This is a genomic window from Nonomuraea sp. NPDC003707, assembly GCF_053587055.1.
The window spans coordinates 56316-73597 of record NZ_JBSFNK010000021.1 but is presented as its reverse complement, the minus strand read 5'-3'; the positions used below and the strand labels follow the sequence as shown (position 1 = coordinate 73597).

The following is a 17282-nucleotide window of genomic DNA, read 5'->3' as shown; positions in this document are numbered from 1 at the left end:
ATGGCGGCGCTCCTGCGGCCCTACCATCCTGCCGACCTGGCCGGAATCTACCGGGTGTGCCTGCTCGTCGACGGGGCGGGCCGGGCGGAGGCGCCCCGCTTCCACGCCCCCGACCTGCCCGGTCACCTCTATGCGGGGCCGTACGCGGTCGCCGATCCCGGCCTGGCCTTCGTCGTCGCCGACGAGCAGGGGATCGGCGGCTACGTCGTCGCCACCGCGTGCACCGAGAAGTTCCTCGGGTGGGCCCGCGAGCACTGGTGGCCGGTGCTGCGCGAGCAGTACCCCCGCCGTCCCGATCCCGGCGACGGCACCCTCGACCACCGCTACGTCGATGTGATCCACGACTACCCGGACGCGCCTCGGCCCTGGTTCGCCGGCCACCCGGCCCAGGCGCACATCAAGCTCACCGCGCGACTGCGGAGCAAGGGCTGGGGCCACCGCCTCATGTCGGCCCTGATCACGTCGTTGCGGGAGCGGCGGGTGCCCGGCCTGCACCTCGGCGTCGCCGAGACCAACGTCCGGGCCCTGGCCTTCTATGCCGCGCTCGGCTTCACCGAAGCCGAGCGTCACCCCTGGGGACGCACGCTCGTCCTCGATCTCTGAACAGGAGCCAGCCCATGAGAGGAAAGGTCCTCACCGCACTCGTCTCCCTCTTCGCCATCATCCCCGGCACCGCCCTGGCCGCGCCCCGTGTCAACACCTTCGAACGGCCCGAGCGGGGCACCGCCTACACCCTGAGCCAGTGGGCGGCCGACGGCTGGAGCGCGCCCTGGCAGGAGGGCATGGACACCCGTACCTGGATCGACGGCTACAACTTCAACCACTCGGGCGGCAAGTCGCTGCGCGTCTTCTACCCCAAGGGCAAGATCGGACCGGCCGACTCCGGCGCCCAGGCGCCGCTCGCGCTGACCCCGGCCCGTGAGTACTACCTGTCCTACTGGGCGCGCTACAGCAGCGACTTCAGCTGGGGCACCACGGAGTTCGCCGGAAAGCTGGGACTCGGTCTGGCGGGCGGCGCCGCGTGCTCGGGAGGCCAGGTCTGCGACGGCTACAACGGCTTCAGCTCGCGCATGATCTGGCGGCGCAACAACGGCCAAGCGGCGATCTACTACTACCACATGGGTCACGCCGGGCAATACGGCGACTACGCCGTGCTCAAGCGCAACGGCGCCGACATCCTCTATCCGCGCGGGGAGTGGTTCAACGTCGTCCAGAGGCTCAAGGTCAACACCGTCACCAACGGCAACGCCAACCCCGACGGCGAAATCGAGATCTTCTACAACGGCGTCTCGGCCGCCACCGTCACCGGGCTGCGCTTCGTGCGCAACGGCGACCTCATCGACAGGGCCTACTTCTCCTCCTTCTTCGGCGGGGCGGACACCACCTTCGCGCCCGCCAACGACTCCTGGATCTGGTACGACGACCTCAAGGTGTCGACCAACCGGGCCGACATCTGCGAGCTGGCGCCCGGCGGCTGCCACACCCGCACCTTCGAGGCCGAGAACTACAGCGCGATGAAGGGCGTCATCACCGAGCCCACGCCCGACACGGGCGGCGGGCAGCACGTCGGCTCCTTCGACAGCACCGACTGGATCGCCTTCGGCGGGGTCACCATCCCGTCGGCCGGGCGTTACCTGGTGGAGTACCGCGTCGCGTCGCCGAACAACGGCGGGGTGATCTCGCTGGACGTCAACGAGGGCGCCACCCCGCTCGGAAACATCGACGTGCCGAACACCGGGAGCTGGTCGAGCTACCGGACGATCTCCCGTGAAGTCGACCTGCCCGCCGGGACACACCAGTTCGGCGTCTACGCGGTGACGGGTGGCTTCAACCTCAACAGGTGGAAGATCACCCGGCTCTACTGAACCGCTACAAGGGAGCACCCGGACAGGCCGTGATGGTGCGCGGCCTGTCCGGGCCGCAACCCGTCCACGCCATACGACCGTCGACGTCGTCCGCGCGCCGCCGTCAAGCCCTCCCGCGACCTGTGAGGAAGCCGCATGAGCCTCGTCCCCTTGCCCGCCGCCGTGGTCCCGGCCCGCGGCGCCTTCACCCTCACCACGGAAACCGGCCTGACGGCGCCGGACGCCTTGCACGGAGTCCTGGCGTGGTTACAGGGCGCCCTGCGTGCGGGGACCGGGCTGCCCCTGCGCGAGTCGGCGTCCGGATCGATCCGGCTGGAACTCGAGCCCGATCTCGCCCCCGAGTCCTACCGGCTGCGGGTCACCCCCGACCACGTGCGCATCGAGGGCGGCGACCCCGCAGGCGTGTTCTACGGCTGCCAGACGCTGCTGCAACTGCTGCCGCCCGCCGTACACCGCCGCTCACCCATCACCCCCGGCACGGACTGGGTCATCGGCGCGACCACCGTCACCGACGCGCCGCGGTTTCCGTGGCGCGGCGTCCTGCTCGACGTCGCACGGCACTTCATGCCGGTGCACGGCGTGCTCAGGTTCATCGACCAGCTGGCGGCGCACCGGCTCAACCGGCTCCACCTGCACCTCACCGACGACCAGGGCTGGCGTCTGGAGATCGGCCGCTACCCCCGTCTGACCTCGGTGGGAGGGTGGCGTACGGAGACGCAGCTAGGTTCCGGGCCGGACGCGGGCACCGACGGCCGGCCGCACGGCGGCTATTACACCCATGACGACATCCGCGAGATCGTCGCCTACGCCGCCGGACGTTTCATCACCGTCGTGCCGGAGATCGAGATGCCCGGCCATGTCCGCGCCGCCCTGGCCGCCTACCCCGAACTGGGTGCCGGGGCGGAGCGACTGCCGGTGTGGACCCGCTGGGGCATCGACGATCATGTGCTCAACGCCGAGGAGCGCACCGTCAGGTTCTTCTGCGACGTGCTGGACGAGGTGATCGACCTGTTCCCGTCGCCGTACGTCTGCGTGGGCGGCGACGAGGCCCCGAAGACCCGCCTGCGCGACGATCCCGCCTCGCGGGCCAGAGCCGCCGAGCTCGGGCTCGACAGCGTGGAGCGGCTGCCGGGATGGTTCCTGGGACGCATCGGCCGCCACCTGGCCGGGCACGGCCGCCGCATGCTCGGCTGGGACGACCTGCTCGAAGGCGACCTGCCGGCCGGGACGACGCTCCTGTCCTGGCGCGGCATGTCCGGCGCCGTCGTCGCGGCCCGCGGGGGACACGACGTGATCAGCTGCCCCGACAACCACGCCTATCTCGACTACCGGCAGTCCGACCTGGACACCGAGCCGATACCGCAGTCCGTCGTCCTGGACCTCGACCGCGTCTACGCCTTCGAGCCCGTGCCCGCGGAGCTTTCTCCCGAGGAGGCCCGCCATGTGATCGGGGGCCAGGCCAACGTCTGGACGGAGTACATGGACTCCGGACGTGTGGTCGACTATTTCGCCTTCCCCCGCCTGGCGGCGATCGCGGAAGTCCTGTGGACTCCGGCCCGCCTGCGTGACCTGCCCGGTTTCCGCGAGCGCATGGAAACCCACCTGCTGCGCCTGGAAGCCATGGGGATCGAGTTCCGCCGGCCGCAGGGCCCGGAACCCTGGCAACAACGGCCCGGGATCGCCGGACGCCCCAGGACCGAGGTGGAACGCGACGCCCACATCGCCCGCATCACCGGCCGGCCATACCCTCCGGGGATCACGGCTGTACGGTCGTTGACGGGACACACCCCGTAGGGCCGCGGCGGAGGTCAGGCGGACTGGCGGACGACGAGAGCCGGATCGAAGATCACCGAGGTCGGCGGAAGGCCCGGCTCCTCGATGCGGGCCAGGAGCAGGCGGGCCATCTCGGCGGCCATGTCCTCCACCGGGTGGCGGACCGTGGTTAGCGGCGGACGGCAGGCGGTGGCCACGCTGCTGTCGTCGAAGCCCACGACCGCGACGTCCTCAGGGACCCGGCGGCCGTGCTGCCGCAGCGCGGGAAGGGCCCCCTGGGCCATGAGGTCGTTGCCCACGAACAGGCCGTCGAGGTCGGGATGTTCGGCCAGAAGTCGTTCCATGGCGGCCTCCCCGCTGCCGTAGGTGAACCCGCCCTCGGCGCAGGGGATGTAGGAGTGGCCGTGCGCCGCCATGGCGTCGCGGAAGCCGGCCAGCCGCTCCTGGCTCGCGGGCACGTCGAGCGGGCCGGAGATCGTGGCGATCCGCCGCCGTCCCAGTGCCCACAGATGGTCGGCGGCGAGCTTCGCCCCGGCCCGGTGGTCGACGTCGACGTAGCTGATGGGGATGGGCCGGGCCGGTTTGGCGAACAGCACCGTCGGCACCCGCGCCTCGACGAGGAGCGCGGGAAGGGGGTCCTCGGCGTGGGTGGACACCAGCGCGGCCCCGTCGGCGTTGCCCTGCCGAAGATAGGTGACGATCTGGTCGCGACTCTGGTCGGTCTCGGCGAACATCAGGGTGGGATGCACGCCGCGCGTGCTCAGGAAGCTCACGACGCCGGCCACCACACGTCCGAAGAACGGGTCGGTGAAGACGGTGAAGCGCTGATCGTCGTCGCCGTCCCCGGCACCGGAGACGACCAGCCCGATCGCGCCGGTCCTCCTCGTCACCAGAGACCGCGCCGCCGAGTTGGGCACGTATCCGATCGCGCTGATGGCGTGGCGCACCTTCTCCTGGATCGCGGGGTCGACGTTGCGGATGCCGTTGATCACCCTGGAGACGGTGGCGCGCGAGACCCCCGCCACGCGCGCCACGTCTTCCAGGGTGGGGAGGGATTGCGATGCCGGGAGACGAGGGGTCATGTGGGCTTTATAGCAGAGAGGGGGAGAGCGCTCTCCAATGCGATGTCGTCGTCGGTCACACAGGTTCCCTTCGTATCCGGGAGAGCGACCTTCGAACCCGGCACCGGCCTCCCCGTCGTGGCGGAGAGCGTCAATGCCCGGACCCGGTCTCGATCTCGGTCAGCAGGCCGCGCTCGGCCGTCCGGCTTCGCACGATCGCGGCGGCGAGGTCCCTGGTGGCGCGGTCCGCCCCGGAGACCTGCTCCGATCGGGACACCAGGGCCGTCTGCTCGACGTGCTCGCGCAGCCGGGTCAGGAAGAGCCGGTCGAAGGCGCCGCCCGTGGCGGCCCCGAGCGCCGCCAGCTCGTCCGGGGTGGCCATGCCCGGCATGTCGTGCCCTTCGTGCGGGTTCCGCGCAGGCAGTCCGGTACGGCCGAGCTCGGCCCGCAGGCGTCGCAACTCCGCTGCGTGAGCCTGCCGGAGACGGCCCGCCAGCCCTCGCACGGCGGGCGAACCCCCGCGTTCCGCACCGAGGTCGAGCAGGAGCAGCGCCCGCTCCTCCATCGCGATCATCAGTTGCAGCCAGGCGGTGTCGGTGGCGTTGAACCCGGCGGCCGTGGCGGGCAGGACGGCGCCGGCAGCGGGCGGATGCGAGGCATGCCGGTCGTGTGATCCAGGTCCGGCGGAACGGGCGAGGCAGCCTCCCACCAGGGCGACCGCCGCCCCGAGCACCAGGAGCAGGACCGCGGGGCCGTGTCTCATGCGAAGTCCCTCGATCGGGTCGGGCCGTGCCGGGCACCGGGTCACGGCGCCCGGCACGGTGATCATGTCCCCGGGTGAGCCGGGCGGGGGTCAGGGCAGCTCGAAGTTCTCGGTGAGGGCGGCGCCGCGGTGCGGCTTGTACTGGTCGTATCCCCGCGGGTCGCACTGCAGGCCGCCGTTGATGCAGTGCGTCACCAGCGCGTCCAGGATGGCGGGGTCGTCCCAGGCGTTGAAGAAGTCGTAGTGCCAGGTGTAACCGCGCCCGCTGGCCAGCCGCGCCTGCGACAGGTCGCCGCCGGCGGGGAAGGCGATCTTGAACTCCAGCATCGGCACCGCGACCGGGTGGCTGGCCGGGCAGTAGCCGCCGGCCGGGTAGGCCATGTGGCTCTTGTGGTCGGCACTGTCGAGGTGGACGCCGTCCCAGCAGCTCGGCGCCTGGTACCGGACGTTCACCTGGGTACCCGCCGCGCACGACTGCGGGATGTCCCAGCTGTGTGAGATGTCCCCGCACTCGAAGCCCTCGACCGCGCCAGGGGAGTCACGGAACTGCTCCAGCGTCGCCGTCGGGCTGCCCACGACGAAGCGCAGCCCCTGCGGGAACGGCTGGACCCGCCAGTACTCCAGGATCCCGGACTTGTAGTAGATGACCTGGTTCCCCGTCGGCTGGATCAACTGGTCGCCCTTGTAGAAGCTGGGGAACCAGTACGCGGACCGGTCGTGCGGGTTGGTGCAGGACGTGCCGCCGGCGAGCAGGGAGGTCGCCGTGCTGGCGGCGTTCGTCGTCCTGTTCCCGACGAAGGTGTGCATGTGGGACGCGCCGGGAAGGCCGGGGTAGACGATGGGGTCGTCGGGACGGTTGGCCGTCCAGGAGCAGTTGGCCTGGAATTCGTGGTGCGTCACCTGGTCGGTGAAGGTCGGCCTCGGCCTGGGGGTGGTCCCGTCGCCTCCGGCGCCGTACACCTTGAACTCCCACAGCGAGTAGCCGTAGCCGGTGCCGCGCGCCGTGCCGTACATCCGCACGTACCGGCCGGTGCCGGACACCTGGAGGGTCTGGCTGCCTCCGGTGCCGGACGTGGTGGAGTAGACATCGCTCCAGCTCTGCCCGTCGGGCGAGGTCTGGATCTTGAACGCCTTGCCGTAGGCGCCCTCCCAGACCAGCAGGACCTGGGAGATGGTCGCCGGACCGCCGAGGTCGACCTGCAGCCACTGCGGGTCGGCCGCGAGGCTGGACCAGCGGGTCGCGGTGTCGCCGTCGACGGCGGCCCCGGGGCCGTATCCCGCTCCCTCCACCGAGGAGGCGGTGACGACGTGGCCTTGCGAGAGCAGGGCGTCCGCCGCGCGGGCCGGCGCGATCACGAGCAGCGCGGTGGCGACGACCGTGGCCAGCGCGCCGGCGAACAGGGCCAGGTTGAGCCTGGCGGGTCTTCGGGAGGATTTCATGATCTCTCCTTGGGGGGAACCGTCGGACCGGCAAGGAGAGCGCTCTCCAACGAGAGTCGTACGCCGGGTCGCGCTTGTCAAGGCGCGATGACTCCGACCGGAAGGAGAAGTTCACCCGGACGGCACACTGGCATCCGCTCAAAGCCACGACCTGCGTACATTCGAGTTGGATGTTTCGCACGAGTGAGCGGCGGATTTCCAGATCGCGGGAAATGGGCCTTGACTGGGTCCGATTTGCCGGGCACTCTCGCCGGTACGGAGAGCGCTCTCCCTCTGTCGCCGGTGCGGCGACCACCCCCATGTTCGGAGGAGAGACAGTGCGTCCAGCTCGAAGTCCCGGCTTGTCGCGACCGGCCCTGGTCGTCGTCACCCTGGTGGGGCTGCTCCTTTCCGGCCTGGCCTGGCCCGGCCCCGCCGCCGCGGCCGACACCCTGCTGTCACAGGGGAAGCCGGCGACGGCGTCCTCGTCGGAGGGGGCCGCCTACGCCGCCGCGGCCGCCGTCGACGGCGACACCGCCAGCCGGTGGTCGAGCTCGTTCAGCGACCCCCAATGGCTGCAGGTCGACCTCGGCGCCCCGGCGACGATCAGCAGGGTTGTCCTGATCTGGGAGACCGCGTACGGCAAGGCGTTCACCCTCCAGACCTCGCCCGACGGCGCGAACTGGACCGACGTCTACCAGACCGCCGCCGGCGCCGGCGGCACGCAGACCCTCGCCGTCACCGGCAGCGGCCGGTACGTGCGCATGCACGGCACGGCGCGCGGCACCGGCTACGGCTACTCCCTGTGGGAGTTCCAGGTCTACGGCCAGACCGGCGGACCTCCGGGAGGCGACTGGACGGAGGTGTGGAAGGACGACTTCACCGGCCAGGCCGGCACTTCCCCCGCGGCCGGCGACTGGATCCTGCGCACCGGGACCCAGTATCCGGGCGGCCCGGCGAAGTGGGGTACCGGAGAGGTCGAGACGATGAGCGCCTCAACGGCGAACGTGTCCCTCGACGGCTCCGGCCATCTGAACATCAAGGCGATCAGGGACGCCTCCGGCGCCTGGACCTCGGGCCGGGTCGAGACGCAGCGCACCGACTTCGAGCCGAGGCCGGGGGAGATGCTGAGGTTCAGCGCCCGCGTCAAACAGCCCGACGTCCCCGGCGCGCTCGGCTACTGGCCGGGCTTCCGCGCGACCGGCGCCGCCTTCCGGGGCAACCACACCAACTGGCCGTCGATCGGCGAGACCGACATCATGACCGACGTCAACGGCCGCGACCAGCTCGCCAACACCCTGCACTGCGGCACCGCCCCCGGCGGAGCCTGCAACGAGTACGACGGCCGCACCAGCGGCTTCGCCACCTGCGGCGGCTGCCAGAGCGACTACCACGACTACGCGCAGGTCATCGACCGCACCATGACGGACGAGGAGATCCGCTTCTACCTCGACGGCAGGCAGACCTGGGTGGTGCGCCAGAGCCAGGTCGGCGTGGCAGCCTGGAACGCCGCCGTCCACCACGGCTTCTACCTGCGCCTGGACCTGGCGATCGGCGGCTCCCTGCCCGACGCGATCGCGGGCCGCACCACGCCGGTCGCCGCCACCACCTCCGGCGGCGTGCTGAGCGTGGACCGCGTCGCGGTCGAACGGCGGTCCGGCACGACGCCCACCGCCATGACCGACCCGCCCGTTCCCGCCGGGCCGAGCACGGTGAAGGTCACCGGCTCGCAGGGCAACTGGCAGCTGCAGGTGAACGGGTCGCCCTACCTGGTCAAGGGTGTGACCTACGGCCCGCCGCAGGGAGCGGCCGACGCGTACATGCGGGACCTGGCCGCGATGGGCGTCAACACGATCCGGATCTGGGGCGTCGACGACACCGCCACCCCCGCGCTGCTCGACACCGCCGCCCGGTACGGCATCAAGGTCATCGTCGGTCACTGGCTCAACCAGGGTGCCGACTACGTGAACGACACCGCCTACAAGACGAGCGTGAAGAACGAGATCGTCGCCCGGGTGAACGCGCTGAAGAACCGCCAGGGCGTGCTGATGTGGGACGTCGGCAACGAGGTCATCCTCACCATGCAGGACCACGGGCTGCCCGCGGACGTCGTCGAGCAGCGGCGGGTGGCCTACGCCAGGTTCGTCGACGAGGTGGCCGAGGCGGTCCACGCCGCCGACCCGAACCATCCGGTGACCTCCACCGACGCCTGGACCGGCGCCTGGCCGTACTACAAGGCGTACTCCCCGGCGCTCGACCTGCTCGCAGTCAACGCCTACGGCGCACTCAAGAGGGTCAAGGACGACTGGTCCAAGGGCGGCCAAACCAAGCCGTACATCGTCACCGAGGCCGGCCCGGACGGCGAGTGGGAGGTCGCGAACGACGTCAACGGGCAACCCACCGAGCCGACTGACCTGCAGAAACGCGACATGTACAGCGCGAGCTGGACCGCGATCCGCGGCCATCCCGGGGTGGCGCTCGGCATGACCGCCTTCAACTACGGGCTGGAGAACGACTTCGGCGGGGTCTGGCTGAACGTCCTCACTGGAGGGTGGCGGCGGCTGGGGTACCACGCGCTGAAGCAGGCCTACACCGGGCAGTCCTCCGCGAACACCCCGCCGCGGATCACCTCGATGGCCGTCGGCTCGCAGACCGAGGTGCCCGCCGGGCGCGCCTTCACGGTGGACGCCGTGGCCACCGACCCCGACGGCGACCCGATCCGCTACAACCTGATGTTCAGCGACAAGCACGTCACCGGGAACCGGGGACTGCGGCACGTCTCCTTCACCCAGACCGGCCCGGGACGGTTCTCGGTGACCGCCCCCGAGCAGCTTGGCGTGTGGAAGGTCTACGTCTACGCCTACGACGGCCAGGGCGGCGTCGGCATCGAGCAACGCTCGTTCCGCGTGGTCCCGCCGGTCGTGGACGGGACCAACGTGGCACGCGGGAAGCCCACCACCGCCTCCAGCTTCCAGCCGACCGGCGACGGCGGGCCGTTCACCCCTGATCGCGCCACCGACGGCAGCTTCACCACCAGGTGGGCCAGCGAGTGGGCCGATCCCCAGTGGATCACTGTCGACCTCGGCCAGGTCGCCGCGCTCAAGCAGGTCCAGCTCGGCTGGGAGGCCGCCTACGGCAAGGCCTACCAGATCCAGACCTCGGCCAACGGCACCGACTGGGCCACCGCCTACGGCACCACCACCGGCGACGGCGGTTTCGACCAGATCCCCCTGAACGCCTCCGCCCGGTACGTACGGCTGAACCTCACCCAGCGAGGCACCGCGTACGGCTACTCGCTGTGGGAGTTCGGCGTCTACAGCTGACGCGCCCGGTGACCCGCTCCACCACCTCCGATGAAAGCGAAGGACATGAGACACAGGTCAAACCCGGCCGGGCTCGCGATCCTGGCCGCCCTGCTGGTCACGCCCGCGGTGGTCACGCCCGCGTCCGCCTCCTCGATCTCCCAGGGCGGCGCTGCCGTCCTCGCCGACTGCCAGTCCGCCAACGCCGCGCTGAACAGGCCGGCCACCGCCTCGTCGATCGAGGGCGCCGGCACCCCCGCCTCGGCGGCCTTCGACGGCGCCCCCGGAACCCGCTGGTCGAGCGCGTTCAGCGACCCGCAGTGGATCCAGGTCGATCTGGGCGCGGTGCGCGACATCTGCAAGGTCGACCTGTCGTGGGAGGCCGCCTACGGCAAGGACTTCACCATCCAGGCGTCCGCCGACGGCACCACCTGGAGCGTGCTGAAGACGGTGACCGGCGGCACCGGCGGCAACGCCTCCTACGACGTCACCGGCTCGGGCCGCTACCTGCGGATCAACGGCACCGCCCGGGGCACCGGCTACGGCTACTCGCTGTGGGAGGTAGCCGTGCACGTGACGGGCGGCGGCACGCAGCTGCCCGGCGGCGGCGACCTCGGCCCGAACGTCAAGGTCTTCGACCCGTCCATGTCGTCGGCGACCATCCAGGGACAGATCGATCAGATCTTCAAGCAGCAGGAGGCCGCCCAGTTCGGCACCGGCCGGTACGCCTTGCTGTTCAAGCCCGGGAGCTACGACGTCAACGTCAACACCGGCTTCTACACCTCCGTGCACGGCCTCGGGCGCAACCCCGACGACGTCACCGTCAAGGGCGTGAGCGTGGACGCGGGCTGGTTCAACGGCAACGCCACCCAGAACTTCTGGCGCTCCACCGAGAACCTCGCGGTCACGCCGTACGACGGCACCAACCGGTGGGCGGTCGCGCAGGCCGCGCCGTTCCGCCGCATGCACATCCGCGGCGGGCTCAACCTCGCGCCGTCCGGGTACGGCTGGGCGTCCGGTGGTTACATCTCCGACAGCAAGATCGACGGCACTGTCGGGTCGTACTCCCAGCAGCAGTGGTACACCCGGGACAGTTCGATCGGCGGCTGGTCCAACAGCGTGTGGAACATGGTGTTCTCCGGCGTGCAGGGCGCGCCGGCCACCAGCTTCCCCGAGCCGCGCTACACCACGCTCGACACCACCCCGGTGAGCCGCGAGAAGCCGTACCTCTACCTGAACGGGAACGACCCCGCAGTGTTCGTCCCCGGCAAGCGCACGAACGCCCGCGGCACGACCTGGGCGAACGGCCCGACCCCCGGCACGTCGGTCTCGCTCACGCAGTTCTACGTGGCCAAGCCCGGGGTCAGCGCCGCCACGCTCAACCAGGCGATCGCGCAGGGGCTGCACCTGCTGTTCACGCCCGGCATCTACCACCTCGACCAGACCGTCGAGGTGACCAGGCCGGACACCATCGTCATGGGCCTCGGCCTGGCGACGCTGGTGCCGGACAACGGCGTCACCGCCATGCGGGTGGCGGACGTGGACGGGGTGAAGCTGTCCGGCTTCCTGATCGACGCCGGCACGGTCAACTCGCCGACGCTCCTGGAGATCGGCCGCCAGGGCGTCCACACCGACCACTCGGCGAATCCGATCACCGTGCAGGACGTGTTCGCCCGGATCGGCGGGCAGTTCGCCGGGAAGGCGACGGCCGGCGTGGTGGTGTACGCCGACGACACGGTCATCGACCACACCTGGATCTGGCGGGCCGACCACGGCGACGGCGTCGGCTGGGACGTCAACGCCGCCGACTACGGCCTTCGCGTGTACGGCGACGACGTGCTGGCCACCGGGCTGTTCGTGGAGCACTTCAAGAAGTACAACGTGGAGTGGTCCGGCGAGCGCGGGCGGACGATCTTCTTCCAGAACGAGCTGCCGTACGACCCGCCGAACCAGGCGGCGTACATGAACGGGAGCGTCAAGGGCTGGGCCGCCTACAAGGTCGCCCCCTCGGTGAACACCCACGAGGGCTGGGGCCTGGGCAGCTACTGCGTGTTCACCGGCGACCCCAGCATCCAGGTGGACCACGGCTTCGAGGTCCCGGTGAAGGCGGGCGTGAAGTTCCACAGCATCCTGGTCGTCTCCCTCGGCGGCAAGGGGCGATACAACCACGTCATCAACGACACGGGCGCCCCGGCCTACGGACCCGACACCATCCCCTCGACGGTCACCACCTATCCGTGACCCGTGCGACGTGCCGGGCGGGGTGGCCCGGCACGTCGCGGGGAAGTGTGGGTCAGCGGTTCGACTCCACGTTCTCCAAGAGGCGGCTGAGCAGCCCGTCCAGCGTCTCCTGCTCCTGCGCGTCCAGAACGTAGACCATCTCCGCCTCCACCTCCGCCCGGATCCGCATGGCCTCCAGCCACAGCTCGTGGCCCTTGTCGGTCAGCTCCACGTCCACCCGCCGCCGGTCCTCCGCGCTGCGCAGCCGCCGTACCAGCCCGGACTTCTCCAGCGTGTCGAGCCGTCCGGTCATCCCGGCGGGCGAGAGCATCAGCTCGACCGCCAGTTCGGACGGCGTCGCGCCCCCGCCATGGGCGACCAGCCGGTGCAGCGTCTCGAACTCGAAGTCCTGCATCCCCACCTGCGCCAGCGCCGCCTCCTTCGTCTGGCGCAGGTGCTTGACGAGGAACTGCATCCGCGTCACGACCGCCTCGACCCGCTCGTCGTACGGCGCCTTGCCCCGCCACCGGGCGAGATGACGATCCACTGAGTCCACAGACAGCAACGATACGCCAGCGAGTATTTAGTTGACGAAATATTAGCTGGCGAAATAATCTGGCGGACCATGAGACTGCTGATCGGCCGGGCCGTGTCCGCCCTGGCCACCGCGTTGATCCCGACCACGATCACCCTCGCTGTGCTGCGTGCCACCGGTGATGCCGGGTCCGTCGGCATGGTGCTGGCGTGTGAGGCGATTCCGTTGCTGGTGTTCCTGCCGGTGGGCGGGGTGGTGGCCGACAGGGTCAGACCCGAGCGATTGGCGCTGGTCACCGACCTGGTGCGCGGCCTGACGCAGGCCGCCATCGCGATCGAGCTGCTGACCGGTGCCGCCAGTGTGCCTCACCTGGCTGTGCTGGCCGTGCTGGCGGGCGTCGCGGTCGCGTTCGGGCTGCCGGCGGTGCCGAGGCTGGTGGCGGCCGCGGTGCCCGGGCCGGAGCGGCTACGCGTGAACGCCCGGCTCGGCGTCGCGACCAGCCTGGCCGCCGTGCTGGCTCCCGCCCTGGCGGGCGGCGTGGTGCTGCTGGCCGGCCCCGGCTGTGCCGCGCTGCTCACGGCCGCGCTGTTCGCCTGCTCGGCGCTCACCCTGGGCGGAGTACGTACGGCCAAGCGCCCCAGCGCCCAGAACGCCACGTTTCTCAACGACCTGAGAGAGGGATGGGGCGAAGTACGGCGGCGGCCGTGGTTCCTGGCGACGGTCCTGGCCCACGGGGTGTGGCACTTCATGGCCGGGCTTTTTCTCACGCTCGGCCCGCTGGCGGCGGTCAAGGAGCTGGGCGGTGAGGCCAGTTGGGTGCTGATCGTGCAATGTGGCACGGTGGGGCTGGTCGCGGGGGTGTTCGCGGCGCCGAGGCTGCCCATCCGGCGGCCGCTGGTGGCCGTGCAGGTGGGTGCGGCACTGTACGTGCTGCCGATGGCGGCCCTGGCGCTGCCGGCGAGCGCGTGGATGATCGCGGGGGCGTACTTCGTGGCGATGTTCGGGCTCGGCGTGCTCAGCCCGCTGTGGGAGACCGTGATCGCCGACGAGATCCCCGAAGCGGCGCTGGGCCGAGTACGGTCGTTCGACCAGCTCATCTCGTTCGCGACCCGGCCGTTCGGGCTGGCCATGGCGGCGCCGCTGGCGGGGGTGGCCGGCGCGCGGGGGCTGCTGCTGACCGGCGCCATAGCCGTCGCCGTGGCGAACCTGGCCGCGATCGCCACCATTCCCCGCCGCGGCCCCAGAACGTCCGAAGCGGGTGGTCACGTGACCGTCCGTCGGGGTTGAGGTCCGAAAGAGTCGCTCTGGCGGCAGGACGCGAGGGCGCGGTCACGGCCGAAGGTCCGCCGCCACGGCCCGAACGGGCGGGCGGCGGCCCCGACGCCGGCAGTGGCCGCATGATCAGGATCGTGCCGGCCGACGAGCACCCGGTGGTGCGCAGCGGCCTGCGCGCTGTCGGCAGCTGATCAGCGGTGCTCGACCTCCCGCTGCTCCCAGACGTGCTCGGGTACGCCGCCCGCCCAGGTGGCGAAGGTGATCGGCTGAGGCCCGCCCTCCCGGGCGACCACGATCGTGACCTCCGGCTCCAGGACCAGCGCCTCGGTGCTGTGCAGGACCGACGGCTCGGCGCCGTGAAAGGCGATCACCGCGTCGCCCTCACGAAGGCCGGCGGCAGCCGCCGGGCAGGCGGGCTCGAGACCGGCGATGACGAGGGGCGGGTTCGTCAGCGAGCGGTCGGTGAAGCCGAGCCTGCGCACCTCCGTCCGCCGCCGGACCCGGGTCAGGTCCGCTCCGAAGGCCTCGTCCGGGGGCACGATCACGTCCCCGGCGAGCATGCGCTCGAAGTGCGTGATGCCGGCCTCGCCCAGCTCGGCCCGTAGTTTCGCGCGCCAGAGCGCCTCGTCGCACGGGCGGCCGGCGCGGCGGTCCTCGACCATCGCGAGAACGAGATCGTCCAGCGACCGGCTCCCGCCGCTCCGTTCGCGGATCAGGGCGTCGAGGTCGGCGAAGTACATGAACCCGCGGTTGTAGGCGATGCCCTGGACGTGCGAATCGGACCAGTAGCGCCCGGGGACCTCCGCGTAGGGCAGGCCGAGGCGCGGGCTGGTGTAGTAGGCATGGGTCATCGTCCGCACTTCGGCCTCGTGCGCGTGCCGGTCCAGCAGCTTCGCCTCGGCCGCGATCTTGATCTTGTAGTGCTCGGCGAGCCCTTCGCTGTACCACGAGGTGCTGCCCGGCGGCCCGTCGAGCGTGCCGACGAAGTGATGGACCATTTCGTGGAGGAACATGTAGCGCCGGGCCGCCTCGGTGTGCGGGCCGGTGCCGTACTCCAGCATGAAGCCGTCGTTCGTGGCGGCGCCTCCGTCGCGGCGGTTGGGGTGCGGCCGGAGTATGAAGTGGTAGGGCGCGGGAGACGGTGCCCGGAAGAACGCCGTCAGCGCCTCGTGCGCCCGAGTGCACCAGGCCATGGCGTCCTCCACGGCGAACGGAGGCTCGCCGATCCAGTACGCGTTGAACGGCGCCTTCCCCGCCTTCTCCGGAAGGGTCCGCACGGGTCCGGCGATCAGGAACGTCATCAGCACCTCGGGCACCGTCAGGTCCGCCGTGAAGTCGCCTGCCCCGCGCGTGGTGAAGCCCCGCGCCTCCCCGTCCTCGAACGCCCAGGCGACGGCGAGGCGCAGGCGAACGCTCAGGTCGGCAGGCAGGATGAGGAACGTGGAGAACGCGCCCGCGAACCCGCCGTCGATGCCCCGCAGGTCGAAGGACGGCCCCGGCCGCCGTGGGGAGAACGCCGGGACGATGGTGGCGCGGTAGGTGAGCGTGACCTCCCCGACCGTGTCCCGGGCCGGGATGAAGGTCCGTGCGGAGAAGAGCGCGCCGACGTCTTCCGGGTCGCTCGTGCCCTCTGTCAGGTGCAACTCGCCGCGTTCGTCGCGGGCGATCACGTCCTCCGCGTGGTAGTCCTGGCCGCTGACGCTGGCGATGATCCTCGGCACCTGGAGGAAGGGACGTCCGGCGGAGCCGTCCAGGCCGCCGAAGCGGGCCGTCACGGTGACCGTGTCGGCGGTGGGGGCGAGGGTGAGGTGAAGCGCGACCTCCGGCTCTGCCAAGGGGGATCGGTCCTTTCTCCGGCGCTCGTTTGGATGGGAACTATACGACCTGTTGCAAGGATCTACAAGACTGATAAGTCTCCGCCCTAGTTCTCCTGCTTGGGGCAGCGCGATGGTACGAAGTTAGCCACGTCCGGTTGAAGATATCGACTATCTGTTGAATGTCGCTGGCCAGGAGTCGCGGGCCGGGGTGCGAAGTGGCCGGGAGTGGTGTTGAGTTCGTCCAGGCAGCACAGGCCGATGGTGTCGGTGCCCTTGTCGCGCCACGGGGAGCGGGCGGTGGTCCACGACGGGCGCTGCCCGGCGAAGGGATCAGGGGCGGTGTAGTCGAACACCGGGCGCAGGACCAGGGCGAGACGGGGCTTGGAACCGGTGACGGGGACGATCTCCACGGAGGCGATGCGCGGCCAGGCGACGCTCCGAGAGGTCGTCGTCCAGCTCGACAAGAGACGGCCCGGCGGCGGGCAGCGTCACCTGCCTTGGTCGGTCGCCATGCCGCCGACGAGACGCCGCGCCGCCGACCCGATCGAGAGGGTCCGTGGCGGAGGGTGATCGGGTTCGTCATGTCCGGTCACCTGCCGATCCGGGCCCCGGCACCCCGGCGCACGCTGGGGCGCTCTCGACCGCCCCATCCCCGTCCCGGGCCTGCCGCCCGCCTTCGTCGCCCCCGTACAGGGACGAAGTGCGGCCCGGCCGTTCATGGCCACTAACGGATGCCTCGTTGACGATTGGGCTGCCTGCCGCAGTCGCCGAACGATCCCCAACCGCCGGAGGCTCGGATCGCGGACCCGGGAGAGCTGATCGTCCCCTGGAACCTGACGCACTTGCCGTGGGCATTCGCCTTCACCGGCCCCGCATAGTATTTGAAGTTTCCCGAATCCTCGTATTTGAGGGGGCCGGCGAAGGCGATGTTCTTCACGAGGAGGGTCGCCGTGGTGCTGGTGGGCGTGCCCACGAAATCCGACTTGCCGGTGACGACGCAGTGCTCCCCGGTGGACGCGTTGTAGAGCAGGTGGACATGGCCCCGGACGGTGTTCGTCTGGTCGGCCACCGGCATGGTGCCCAGCGCCACCCTGCGGAAACCGCTGCCGCACACCTGCTCGGGGGTGGAGCCGCTCGCGGCGCCGGCGGGCGCCGGTAACCCGGCGAGTGCGGTGGCGAGCAGGGTCGCCGAGGCGAGTCGCGTGATGACGTTACCGGTCATGAATTTCCTCACTCGGGGTCGGCAGGACAG

Annotated in this window: 14 protein-coding genes; 7 read left to right on the top strand and 7 right to left on the bottom strand. The window is 70.7% G+C overall.

The features are described from left to right. The 3 genes from ACWDRB_RS41015 to ACWDRB_RS41005 all read left to right on the top strand — a co-directional run bounded on the left by ACWDRB_RS41015 (window position 1) and on the right by ACWDRB_RS41005 (window position 3659). Window positions 1–603 carry a GNAT family N-acetyltransferase gene (locus tag ACWDRB_RS41015; protein WP_449903178.1) on the top strand — a complete coding sequence of 201 codons (603 nt, stop codon included), beginning with the start codon at window positions 1–3 and terminating at the stop codon, window positions 601–603. A gap of 14 nt (window positions 604–617) precedes the next feature. Further along, window positions 618–1865, top strand: a complete 1248-nt coding sequence (locus ACWDRB_RS41010) for a carbohydrate-binding protein (RefSeq protein WP_449903176.1) — start codon at window positions 618–620, stop codon at window positions 1863–1865. Between the two features lie 135 nt (window positions 1866–2000). Beyond that, window positions 2001–3659, top strand: coding sequence for a beta-N-acetylhexosaminidase (locus tag ACWDRB_RS41005; protein WP_449903174.1), 1659 nt, complete (start codon window positions 2001–2003; stop codon window positions 3657–3659). Window positions 3660–3673: 14 nt separating this feature from the next. Here the strand turns inward: ACWDRB_RS41005 and ACWDRB_RS41000 are convergent, their stop codons facing one another. The 3 genes from ACWDRB_RS41000 to ACWDRB_RS40990 form a co-directional block, all read right to left on the bottom strand. Beyond that, window positions 3674–4720, bottom strand: coding sequence for a LacI family DNA-binding transcriptional regulator (locus tag ACWDRB_RS41000; protein WP_397370485.1), 1047 nt, complete (start codon window positions 4718–4720; stop codon window positions 3674–3676). A gap of 130 nt (window positions 4721–4850) precedes the next feature. Further along, the gene (locus ACWDRB_RS40995; RefSeq protein ID WP_449903171.1) at window positions 4851–5462 is read right to left on the bottom strand and encodes a DUF305 domain-containing protein; all 612 of its coding nucleotides are present in this window, start codon (window positions 5460–5462) and stop codon (window positions 4851–4853) included. A gap of 90 nt (window positions 5463–5552) precedes the next feature. Beyond that, window positions 5553–6902: a DUF1996 domain-containing protein gene (locus tag ACWDRB_RS40990; RefSeq protein ID WP_449903169.1), complete on the bottom strand. Its 1350-nt coding sequence runs from the start codon at window positions 6900–6902 to the stop codon at window positions 5553–5555. A 341-nt stretch (window positions 6903–7243) separates the two neighbouring features. Between ACWDRB_RS40990 and ACWDRB_RS40985 the strand changes: the two genes are divergently transcribed. Further along, on the top strand, window positions 7244–10204 hold the full coding sequence (locus ACWDRB_RS40985; protein ID WP_449903167.1) for a discoidin domain-containing protein: 2961 nt from the start codon (window positions 7244–7246) through the stop codon (window positions 10202–10204). Window positions 10205–10249: 45 nt separating this feature from the next. Continuing rightward, the gene (locus ACWDRB_RS40980) at window positions 10250–12424 is read left to right on the top strand and encodes a discoidin domain-containing protein (RefSeq protein WP_449903165.1); all 2175 of its coding nucleotides are present in this window, start codon (window positions 10250–10252) and stop codon (window positions 12422–12424) included. A gap of 52 nt (window positions 12425–12476) precedes the next feature. Here the strand turns inward: ACWDRB_RS40980 and ACWDRB_RS40975 are convergent, their stop codons facing one another. After that, a complete protein-coding gene (locus tag ACWDRB_RS40975) occupies window positions 12477–12959 on the bottom strand; it encodes a MarR family winged helix-turn-helix transcriptional regulator (RefSeq protein ID WP_449903162.1) in 483 nt (160 codons plus the stop codon). Window positions 12960–13028: 69 nt separating this feature from the next. Here ACWDRB_RS40975 and ACWDRB_RS40970 point away from each other — a divergent pair, with 69 nt between their 5' ends. Further along, on the top strand, window positions 13029–14225 hold the full coding sequence (locus ACWDRB_RS40970; RefSeq protein ID WP_449903160.1) for an MFS transporter: 1197 nt from the start codon (window positions 13029–13031) through the stop codon (window positions 14223–14225). Continuing rightward, complete coding sequence (locus ACWDRB_RS40965; RefSeq protein ID WP_449903158.1) at window positions 14222–14404, top strand: hypothetical protein; 183 nt, start codon at window positions 14222–14224, stop codon at window positions 14402–14404. The genes ACWDRB_RS40970 and ACWDRB_RS40965 overlap by 4 nt, the downstream gene beginning before the upstream one ends. Here the strand turns inward: ACWDRB_RS40965 and ACWDRB_RS40960 are convergent, their stop codons facing one another. From ACWDRB_RS40960 to ACWDRB_RS40950, 3 genes are all read right to left on the bottom strand, one after another. Next, a complete protein-coding gene (locus ACWDRB_RS40960) occupies window positions 14405–16048 on the bottom strand; it encodes a hypothetical protein (protein ID WP_449903156.1) in 1644 nt (547 codons plus the stop codon). An 86-nt stretch (window positions 16049–16134) separates the two neighbouring features. Next, window positions 16135–16440 carry a hypothetical protein gene (locus ACWDRB_RS40955; protein ID WP_449903153.1) on the bottom strand — a complete coding sequence of 102 codons (306 nt, stop codon included), beginning with the start codon at window positions 16438–16440 and terminating at the stop codon, window positions 16135–16137. Window positions 16441–16754: 314 nt separating this feature from the next. Continuing rightward, window positions 16755–17252: a hypothetical protein gene (locus ACWDRB_RS40950; protein ID WP_449903151.1), complete on the bottom strand. Its 498-nt coding sequence runs from the start codon at window positions 17250–17252 to the stop codon at window positions 16755–16757. Window positions 17253–17282 lie beyond the last annotated feature (30 nt).